Source organism: Chryseobacterium sp. Leaf405 (genome assembly GCF_001425355.1).
In the GTDB taxonomy this organism is placed as follows: Bacteria; Bacteroidota; Bacteroidia; order Flavobacteriales; family Weeksellaceae; genus Chryseobacterium.
The window spans coordinates 1-1,043 of sequence record NZ_LMQN01000014.1; the positions used below are offsets into that span (position 1 = coordinate 1).

Annotated in this window: 1 protein-coding gene and 1 pseudogene; both read left to right on the forward strand. The window is 36.1% G+C overall.

All coding sequences use genetic code 11. The features are described 5' to 3' along the window. A partial coding sequence (locus ASG22_RS09860) for a phage tail protein (protein WP_185113800.1) occupies positions 1–108 on the forward strand: 108 nt, incomplete at its 5' end. Between the two features lie 17 nt (positions 109–125). Beyond that, positions 126–1,043: pseudogene (locus ASG22_RS09865) on the forward strand (phage tail sheath family protein); the annotation flags it as partial.

Genomic DNA, 1,043 nt, shown 5'->3' on the forward strand with positions numbered 1-1,043 from the left:
CCGTTAAAATTACAGTCAACAGATCTGAAAGCCGAAGGTAATGAGGTTGCCATTGAAACTTTAGAATTGGCACACGAAGGTTTAACTATTGAAAATAATAATAATTAATTTAAAAATTAACAAAAATGAATTACAAAACACCAGGAGTCTACGTAGAGGAAATCGCAAAATTCCCACCATCTGTAGCACAAGTAGAAACGGCCATTCCAGCTTTTATCGGATATACAGCGCAGGGGCCAAAAAATGAACCAACGAGAATTTCTTCTATGTTGGAATACGAAACACTTTTCGGAAAAGCAAAAAATGAAGGTGAAAAGATCAAAATTTCAATTGTGGATGCTGTTATTACTCCCACTTTTGATAGCAAGCTAGGCACTTTTAAAATGTACTACGCTATGCAAATGTATTTTGCAAACGGTGGCGGGCCATGTTATATTGTTTCAGTAGGAACAGCAAATGGATATCCGACAGATGGATTAGTAAAATCAGCTGATTTAGAAGCAGGTCTTGCCACTCTGGAAAAAGAAGACGAACCGACACTTATTGTTTTCCCGGATGCTGAATCTTTAGATATGGTAAAAGCCTATGATCTATATGAATTAGCTTTAGATCATGCAGAAATGATGAAAGACAGATTCGTAATTATGGATGTTGTTGGAAACACTCCTGATGCTGTTAAAAATTTTAGAGATAATGTGGCATCCGGACCAAGCGGAGAGCGTTTGAAATATGGAGCTGCGTATTATCCAAAATTAGAAACTGTTTTGAGCTATAGCTTTGATGATAAAGATGTTGAGATCACTAGTTATAAAGTAAAAAATGATTTAGGAGTTCTTGTAGATGTTACAATGCCTGTAAATCAACATAATTTAGCATGGTTAAAATCAAACGGTTCAGAATTTTATAACCAGGCTAAAAAAGCAATTGAATCTAAACCAGTAGTGATGGTTCCATCATCAGCAATGGCGGGAGTGTATGCAAAAGTAGACAGCACTTCAGGAGTATTTAAAGCACCTGCGAATGTTGGACTTAATTATGTGGTA